This is a genomic window from Methylobacterium sp. GC_Met_2 (genome assembly GCF_026540795.1).
GTDB lineage: Bacteria > Pseudomonadota > Alphaproteobacteria > Rhizobiales > Beijerinckiaceae > Methylobacterium.
In genome coordinates this window covers 25,639-33,484 of record NZ_JALNUM010000071.1, presented here as the reverse complement: position 1 = coordinate 33,484, position 7,846 = coordinate 25,639, and the positions used below count along the sequence as shown (strand labels likewise).

The window sequence follows — 7,846 nt, the reverse complement described above, 5'->3', positions numbered from 1 at the left end:
TCGTGTTGCTTCTTGGGCCATGCCCCCGGCGCCAAAGGCGGGTGGGGACGATGATGCGCGCGTCGAAGGGGTGGCCTCGCATGCGGCTTCCATCCAGACGCTTCGGTTGCGGTTCCTTGCTGCCTCCCCTCCGTCATAACGCGCGCAGCGCAGGATCCGAGACACGGCGCTGTCGATAGGCGTGGCGCCGCGCGCAAGGAACCAGCGGCCGGACGCATCGACCGGGACCCGTGTCAGGCGGCCGATCCAGCCCGCCGACGGGTATCGCCGAGGATCCGTCCGTCCTCTGCCCGGCACTCGATCTGCTCCGTCAGCCGGCCCGGCCGGATCCGGATCGCCGCCGGTCGGGTCAGGCGATCGGCCCGGTCCAGGAACCCGACGGTCCTCATGGGCGCATCCCGGCCGCCGCCGAGGCCGCGCCACCACTGCACCGCCTTCTCGCGCTCGTAGCCGCGGCCCTCGGGGCGCAGGCGCACGGACCAAACCGCGTCCGTGGTGCCATCGCGCCAGCCGAGCACGAGATCGAGCCCGTCCGGCGCGGCCTCCAGGTTCAGGGTTGTGACCGGATGCCAGGGGGCGTCCGGCCACGCGGCGTCCGGCCACGCGGCGTCCGGCTCCGGGGCAGGGCCGGACGGTCCGTTGCCGCGCGCGCCGGGATCGGCCGAGAGGATCGGCAGCTCGTCGTCGGCCGCGGCCTCGTGCGGGGCGTCGCCCTCCACCGCATCCGCCTCCGGCTCGGTCCAGCAGGGCTCGCAGGTCGAGGCATTGAGGGGAATCAGGGCGCCGCAGCCGGGGCAGGGCTTGGCGCGCGGGCCCCCTGCCCCGCCGAGCAGCTGGCTCTGGACCTCTCCGGCGCTCCGAACCGTCACCGCATCCACCGGACCGTGCATCCGCACCAGCCCGGCATAGTCGAGGATCAGCGCATCGGTCTTGCCCGGCGCGCAGCGCAGGGCCCGGCCGACCTGCTGGACGTAGAGGCCGGTGCTGCGGGTCGGGCGCAGCAGCGCCACGAGATCGACCTCGGGGACGTTGAAGCCGGTGCCCAGCACGCCGACCGAGGTCAGGCAGCGGATGTTTCCGGCCCGGAAGGCGGCGACGATCCGGTCGCGCTCCCGGCGGGGCGTCTCGCCCGAGACGGTCTCGCACGGGTAGCCCTCCGCCCGCACCGCGTCCCGCACGGCCTCGGCATGGGCGAGCCCGGCGCAGAAGGCGAGCCAGGCCCGGCGCCCGCGCCCGTATTCCGCCAGTTCCGCGACCGCCGCCCGGGTGATCGCGTCGCGGTTGACCGCCGCCTCCAGCTCCCCCGGGATGTAGTCGCCCGCGCGCCGGCCGACCCCCGAGACGTCGAGCTGGGTCAGCGTCGCCTTGGAGACGAGCGGCGCCAGAAAACCCTGCCGGATCAGCGTGAAGGTGTCGGCCTCGTAGGCGATGCCGGAGAACAGCCGGTGCGGGCCCTCGTCGAGCCGGCCCGAATCGAGCCGGTAGGGGGTCGCGGTGAAGCCCGCCACCCGCATCCCGGGCCTGCGCGCCCGCAGGCCCGCCAGGAAGCGGCCGTAGCGTGTTTCCGAGGCGCGGGGGATCAGGTGGGCCTCGTCGACGATCACGAGGTCGCGCGGCCCCACCGCGTCGAGCCGTTCGGCCACCGACTGGATGCCGCAGACCAGCACCTGCGCGCCGGCCTCCCACCGCCCGAGCCCGGCGGAGAAGATGCCGGCGGGTGCCTCCGGCCAGGCGCGGGTGAGTTCGGAGAAATTCTGGGCGACGAGCTCGCGGCTGTGGGTGACGATCACGACGCGGGCGAGGGGGTTGTCCGCCAGGGTCTCCCGGGCCAGGGCCGCGATCACGAGCGACTTGCCGGCGCCGGTGGGCAGCACGATCAGGTGGCCGGGGGCCGCCGCGTCCACCCCGCCCCGCGCCCAGGCCGCCGCGAGCGCGTCGAGGCCGGCGCGCTGGTAGTCCCGCAGGTGCAGCCCGTGGTCAGGTGGTGCCATACCCTAGCTCAGTCCGGGCCAGTCGATCGATCTCGGTCCCAGGATCCCAAAGGGCCGAGGCCCTTTGGCGGGGTGTCGGGGCCGCGCCCCGATATCGGGCGAAGCCCGACCGCAGGGCTCTGCCCTGCACCCGCAAAAGGTCGCAGACCTTTTGAATCCCGGATTGTCGCGCGGTGGACGCGCCCTTTAGCGGGACCCGTCGGCTTCGTCACGACGCAGCAGGTAGATATCCATGATCCAGCCGTGCCGGTCCCGGGCCTCGGCGCGGACCCGGCGGATCGCATCGCCCACGCTGCCCAGCCGGCCGGCGATCAGGATCTCGTCCGGGCTGCCGAGATAGGCGCCCCAGTGGATCGTCAGGTCCGGGTCGAGATGGCCGAAGGTGGGGTCGCCGTCGAGCATCACCACGACGCTCTCGGCATCCGCCGGCCAGCCCGCGGCGAGGCGGCGGCCGGTGGTGATCAGCACCGAACCGCCGATGCCGTTCAGCGGCACCCCGTGGCGGGCTGCGAGCACCTGCACGCTCGACAGGCCGGGGATCACCGTCCGGGTGAGGGCGATGCGCCCGTTCGCGGCGATCCGGTCGAGGATGCGCAGAATGCTGTCGTAGAGGGTGGGATCGCCCCAGGCCAGGATCGCCCCCACCTGCCCTGCCCCGAGATGGGCCGCGAAGGCCGCCTCCAGCCGCTCGGCCCGGGCCGCGTGCCACGCCGCGACGGTGCTGCCGTAATCGGCCGGGCGGCGTTCCCGGGGCGGGTCGTCCACGGTGACGAGCCGGTGGGGGGTTCGGATATGGGCGGCGCAGATCCGGCGGCGGATCTCCACCAAGTCGGCGGTCTCGGCGCGCTTGTCGAGGACGAACACCGCGTCGACATCGGCGAGCGCCCGCACCGCCTGCAGGGTCAGGTGCTCGGGATCGCCCGTGCCGATGCCGATCACCCGGATCTGCCGGTCCTGCATGCGCTTCCCTCCTCCGCCGGGGCGGGCGAGGGCCGGCGCCGGCCTCCCCTACTAGCGCGCGTCGGCTTTGGCGAGGATCGCCCGGGCGATGGTCAGGTCCTGCAGGGCGATGCCGGAGGAATCGAACACCGTGATCTCGGCCGGATCGGTCCGGCCCCCCTCCCCGCTCCGGAGCACGTCGCCGATTGCCCGCAGGCCGGCCTGGGCGTGCTCCGAGGCATGCTGGAACTCGCCGATGGTGCGCGCCTGCTCCGGCAGGTCGCAGACCAGGCGGGCCCGCTCCAGCAGGGCGGGGGGCAATTCCTGCTTGCCCTTGGCGTCCGCCCCCATGGCGGCGACATGCGTGCCGGAGCGGACCCAATCGGCCTCGAACAGCGGCGCGCGGGCGGGCGTCGCCGTGACGATCACGTCGGCCGCTTCGCAGGCCTCCTGCGGCGAGGCCGCCCGCACGTCGAGCCCGGATGCCCCCTGCCCCGCCAGACGCTCACTGAGCCCCGCGACCTTGGCGGGGTCCCGGGCGACGACCAGCACCGTCTTGATCGGCAGCACCCGGGCCAGTGCCGCGGCCTCGAACGCGGCCTGGTTGCCGGCCCCGAACACTGCGAGCACCGCCGAATCCGGCCGGGCGAGGACGCTGGCCGCAACAGCATCGGCAGCGGCGGTGCGGTAGGCGTTGACGCGACCCGCCTCAATCACCGTATCGATCCGGCCGGCAGCCTGATCGAACAGCAGGATCACCGAATTGTGCCGCGGCAGGCCCCGATCCGGGTTGCCGGGCCAGAACGAGCCGACCTTCAGGCCGGCATAGTCGGCGGTCGCGCCCGACTTGATCGAGAACCGGTTGGTCGGCTCCGAGCCGTGCCCAAGCACCGCCGGGAACAGGGTGGTGCCCGGCGCCACCGCGGCGATCAGCGCCTCACGGGCCGCGTCGAACGCCATGGCGTGATCGACCAGCGCGGCGGATTCCTCTTCCGAGATGAAGCGCATGGATTCATGGACCTCCAAAATCGCGGTTTCAAAAGGTCGAGACCTTTTGCGGGTGCAGGGCAGAGCCCTGCTGCGATCGGGGCTCCGCCCCGACACCCCGCCAAAGGGCCTCGGCCCTTTGGAATCCCGTTACAACGTCATGCCGCGGGCGGTGACCGGCCAGATCGCCTCGACCCGGCCGTTCCGCACGCCGACATACCAGTCGTAGACGTTGACCGTCGGGTCACAATGGCCGGGGATCAGCTTCAGACGCTCGTTGAGCTTGAGCACGTTGCCGGGATCGCTCAGCACCCCGTGCTCGTCGGAGCACTTGATGTATTCCACGTCGTCCCGGCCGAACACCAGGGGCAGGCCGCTGTCGATGCTCTGGGCCTTCAAGCCGGCGTCGCAGATCGCGACATCCGCCTTCGCCTTACTCATGATCGCCGTGACGATGAACAGGCTGTTCTCGAAATCGGCGATCGGCCGGCCCTCGGCGTCCTTCACCCGCTGGTAGTCCGCGTCCATGAAGACGTAGGAGCCGCATTGCAGCTCGTTGTAGACGCCGCTGCCGCCTTCCATCGCGAAGCTGCCGGTCCCGGCCCCCGCCACGATGGCGCAATCGAGGCCCTCGGCCTTGAGCAGGTCGACGGTGCGCTTGGTCTCGTCGATCGCCGTCTGGATCAGGGCCTTGCGCTCGCCGAAATCGCGCACGTGCTGGGCCTTGCCCTGGTAGGCCTGCAGGCCGGCGAAGCTCAGCCCCGGCGCCGCGGCGATTCGTTTGGCGATGGCGACGGCGGGCTCGCCCGGCGCGACGCCGCAGCGGCCGGCGCCGACATCGATCTCCACGAGGGCTTCGAGGATGACGCCGTACTGGACCGCCGCCGCCGAGAGGTCGTCGACATTGCCGGGGTCGTCGACGCAGACCAGCACCCGCGCCCGCTTGGCGAGCGCCGCGAGGCGCTCGATCTTCCGGGGTGCGGTCACCTGGTTGGAGACCAGCACGTCGCGGATGCCGGCGCTCACCAGCGCCTCGGCCTCGCTGACCTTCTGGCAGCAGACGCCGCAGGCGCCGCCCCGCTCGATCTGCATCACGGCGATGTCTGAGGACTTGTGGGTCTTGGCGTGCGCCCGGTGGCGCAGGCCGCGCTCCGTCATGAAGCGGCCGAGCTTGTCGATGTTGCGCTCGAGGGCGTCGAGGTCGACCAGCAGGCAGGGGGTGTCGACGTCCTCGACCGACATGCCGACGCTGGCGGGGATGTTGTTGCGCATGGGTTTTCCTCCTGATCGTCGCGGTTATGGTTTCGCAAGTCCCGTCAGCGCCTCACGGGGCAACACCCAAAAGTTCGGCGATGCGCGGCGTCGCCTTGATGCCGGTGCCGGTGAGCACCACCACGGTGGTCTCGTCGGGCCGGATCGCGCCGCTTGCGGTCAGGTCGGTGAGCGCCGCCGCCGCCATCGCGCAGGTCGGCTCGACGTAGAGGCCCGACCGGGCGAGCTCCATCAAAGCCGCCTCGATTGCCGCCTCGGAGACCGCCACGGTGCCGCCGCCGGAGCGGCGGAGCGCCGCCAGCACCTCACGGCCTCGGACCGGCTGGGCGATCGAGGCGCCCTCGGCCAGCGTCGGGCGCGGGGTGACCGGCACGAAATCCTCCGCGCCGGCCTCGAAGCCCGCGTGCAGGGGCGCGCAATGGGCCGGCTGCACCGCATAGAGCCGCGGCAGGCGGGCGATGGCGCCCCGGCGCAGCAGCTCCGAGAAGCCGATATCGCAGCCGAGGATGTTGCTGCCCGCCCCGCAGGGGATGATCACGGCGTCGGGCGCGGAAAACCCCAGATCCTCCCACAGCTCGTAGGCCAGCGTCTTGGTGCCCTGGAGGAAATGCGCCTGCCAGTTGTGGCTGGCGTAAAAGATCGAATCCGCTTGGGCAACGGCCGCGTCGGCGGTGTCCTGGCGGGTGCCGGGGATCAGCTCGACCTCCGCGCCAGCGGCCCGCATCTGCACGGTCTTGGCCGGCGAGGTCGAGGCCGGGACCAGGATCTTGGCCCGCATCCCGGCCGCCGCCGCATAGGTCGCCACGGCCGCGCCGCCATTGCCCGAGGAATCCTCCAGCACCGCGTCGACACCCTGCTGGCGCAGGATCGACAGCATCACGGACGCGCCCCGATCCTTGAAGCTGCCCGAGGGCGCGAACCATTCGAGTTTGAAATGCGCGTGGCCGCCCCGCCAGGGCCGGCGCACCAGCGGGGTGCCGCCTTCCCCGAGGGTCACCGGATCGGAGACCGCCACCGGCAGCGCGGCGGCGTAGCGCCAGAGGGAGCGCTCGGCCGTTTCGATCTCCCCACGATCGATACCGGGAAGATCGGTAATCATCAGTGGGCCCCCCGTCTCCGAGCGCCAGCGCGGCGTCTCGATCGGGTAGGTCGCCCCGGTGGCGGGGTCGAGATAGGCGGGAGACGGGGGCATAGCGGCTCGGCTTCCGGGGAGCTGTTCGAAAAGAGAATACAAAATAATGTTGGGCGGCGCGCCCCCTGTCGGGGACATGACGGCGCGCCGCGCTGCGCGTCAGGGCTCCGCCCTGACAACCTGCCAAAGGGCCTCAGGCCCTTTGGAATCCCGGGATTCTCAAGCCGCGAGCGGCAGAGCCGTCCGCTCCGGCGCGTGCTCGGCCGCGATCGCCTCGGCGACGAGTTCGGCCGTGGCGCCCGAGAGGGTCCAGCCGAGATGGCCGTGGCCGGTGTTGTAGAACACCCCCGGCCGGCGGCCCCGGCCGACCTTGGGCAGCATGTTCGGCAGCATCGGGCGCAGGCCGCTCCAGGCCACCACCCGGTCGGTGTCGACCAGCGGGAACTGCTCCCGGGTCCAGTCGACCAGCGGCTGGATCCGGTCGTGCCGGATGTCGCGGTTGAAGCCGTTGAACTCGGCCGTGCCGGCGACCCGCAGGCGCGCGTCGCCGAGGCGGCTGGTGACGATCTTGGCCGCCTCGTCGAGGATGCTCACCTCGGGCGCCGCCCGCTGCGCTTCCGGGGTCAGCAGGTTCACGGTGATCGAGTAGCCCTTCACCGGGTAGACGTTGATCCGGTCCCCGAGCAGCCCCGCGAAGTGCCGGCTGGCGCAGCCCGCGCAGATCACCACCGCGTCGGCCTGCAGGACCTGCGGCGCCTCCGTGGCATGCCCGGTCTGGCGCCAGCCGACGGCGTAGCCCCCCTCCCCCGGCGCGATCGTCGCGACGTCGGCGTCCTGGACGAAGCGGACGCCCCTGCGCGCGCAGGCGGCGGCCAAGCCCCGGGTAAACTTGTGGATGTCGCCGGTGGCGTCCGAGGGCGTGAAGAAGCCGCCGTGATAGGTGCCGGCGAGCGTCGGCTCGATGGCGCGGATCTCCTCCGGGGTCACGGCGTGGCGCTCCAGGCCCCCCTCCCGCAGCAGGGCGTTGACGGTTTTCGCCTTCTCGAAGCTCGCCCGGTCCCGGTAGAAGTGCAGGATGCCGCGGGTCTTCAGGTCGAAGTCGATCCCCTCGGCCTCCGCCATGGCGAACAGGGCCGTGCGCGCCTTGAGCGCCAGCCGCACGGTCGCCACGGTGTTCTCGCGGTAATGGGCGATCTCGCGCATGAACGCCGCCATCCACGACAGCTTGTGCCAGGAGGGGGTGGGGTTCATCAGCAGCGGCGCGTCGCGGCGCATCATCCACTGCACGCCGTGGAGCACCGTGGAGAGCTTGTTCCAGACCTCCGCGTTGCAGGCCGAGAGCTGGCCGCCATTGGCGAAGGAGGTCTCCATGGCGGCGTAGCGCTGCCGGTCGAGGACGGTGACGCGGTAGCCGCGCTGGGCGAGCGCATAGGCGGTCGTCACGCCGGTGATGCCGGCGCCGATTATGGCGATATGGGTCATGGGTGGAACTCCGGAACGGGGACGCGTGGAGGCCGCCTTCAAG

6 protein-coding genes are annotated in these 7,846 nt (G+C 71.9%); all 6 read right to left on the bottom strand.

Annotation, left to right across the window (positions count from 1 at the left end; all coding sequences use genetic code 11):
• Positions 1–233: 233 nt before the first annotated feature.
• The gene (locus OXS49_RS21515) at positions 234–1,991 is read right to left on the bottom strand and encodes a DEAD/DEAH box helicase (protein ID WP_267426620.1); all 1,758 of its coding nucleotides are present in this window, start codon (positions 1,989–1,991) and stop codon (positions 234–236) included.
• Positions 1,992–2,177: 186 nt separating this feature from the next.
• On the bottom strand, positions 2,178–2,951 hold the full coding sequence (gene cobF, locus OXS49_RS21510) for a precorrin-6A synthase (deacetylating) (RefSeq protein WP_267426619.1): 774 nt from the start codon (positions 2,949–2,951) through the stop codon (positions 2,178–2,180).
• 51 nt (positions 2,952–3,002) lie between these two features.
• Positions 3,003–3,938, bottom strand: coding sequence for an ornithine cyclodeaminase family protein (locus OXS49_RS21505; RefSeq protein ID WP_267426617.1), 936 nt, complete (start codon positions 3,936–3,938; stop codon positions 3,003–3,005).
• Positions 3,939–4,067: 129 nt separating this feature from the next.
• Positions 4,068–5,189: a DSD1 family PLP-dependent enzyme gene (locus tag OXS49_RS21500; RefSeq protein ID WP_244004242.1), complete on the bottom strand. Its 1,122-nt coding sequence runs from the start codon at positions 5,187–5,189 to the stop codon at positions 4,068–4,070.
• A 52-nt stretch (positions 5,190–5,241) separates the two neighbouring features.
• Complete coding sequence (locus tag OXS49_RS21495; protein WP_244004244.1) at positions 5,242–6,381, bottom strand: pyridoxal-phosphate dependent enzyme; 1,140 nt, start codon at positions 6,379–6,381, stop codon at positions 5,242–5,244.
• Between the two features lie 159 nt (positions 6,382–6,540).
• On the bottom strand, positions 6,541–7,803 hold the full coding sequence (locus tag OXS49_RS21490; RefSeq protein WP_267426616.1) for a D-amino acid dehydrogenase: 1,263 nt from the start codon (positions 7,801–7,803) through the stop codon (positions 6,541–6,543).
• Positions 7,804–7,846 lie beyond the last annotated feature (43 nt).

What these genes read in the sequence shown, in the direction of transcription:
- OXS49_RS21490 (WP_267426616.1), bottom strand. Translation starts at nt 7,803, where the DNA reads ATGACCCATATCGCCATAATCGGCGCCGGCATCACCGGCGTGACGACC.
- OXS49_RS21515 (WP_267426620.1), bottom strand. Translation starts at nt 1,991, where the DNA reads ATGGCACCACCTGACCACGGGCTGCACCTGCGGGACTACCAGCGCGCC.
- OXS49_RS21495 (WP_244004244.1), bottom strand. Translation starts at nt 6,381, where the DNA reads ATGCCCCCGTCTCCCGCCTATCTCGACCCCGCCACCGGGGCGACCTAC.
- OXS49_RS21500 (WP_244004242.1), bottom strand. Translation starts at nt 5,189, where the DNA reads ATGCGCAACAACATCCCCGCCAGCGTCGGCATGTCGGTCGAGGACGTC.
- cobF (WP_267426619.1), bottom strand. Translation starts at nt 2,951, where the DNA reads ATGCAGGACCGGCAGATCCGGGTGATCGGCATCGGCACGGGCGATCCC.
- OXS49_RS21505 (WP_267426617.1), bottom strand. Translation starts at nt 3,938, where the DNA reads ATGCGCTTCATCTCGGAAGAGGAATCCGCCGCGCTGGTCGATCACGCC.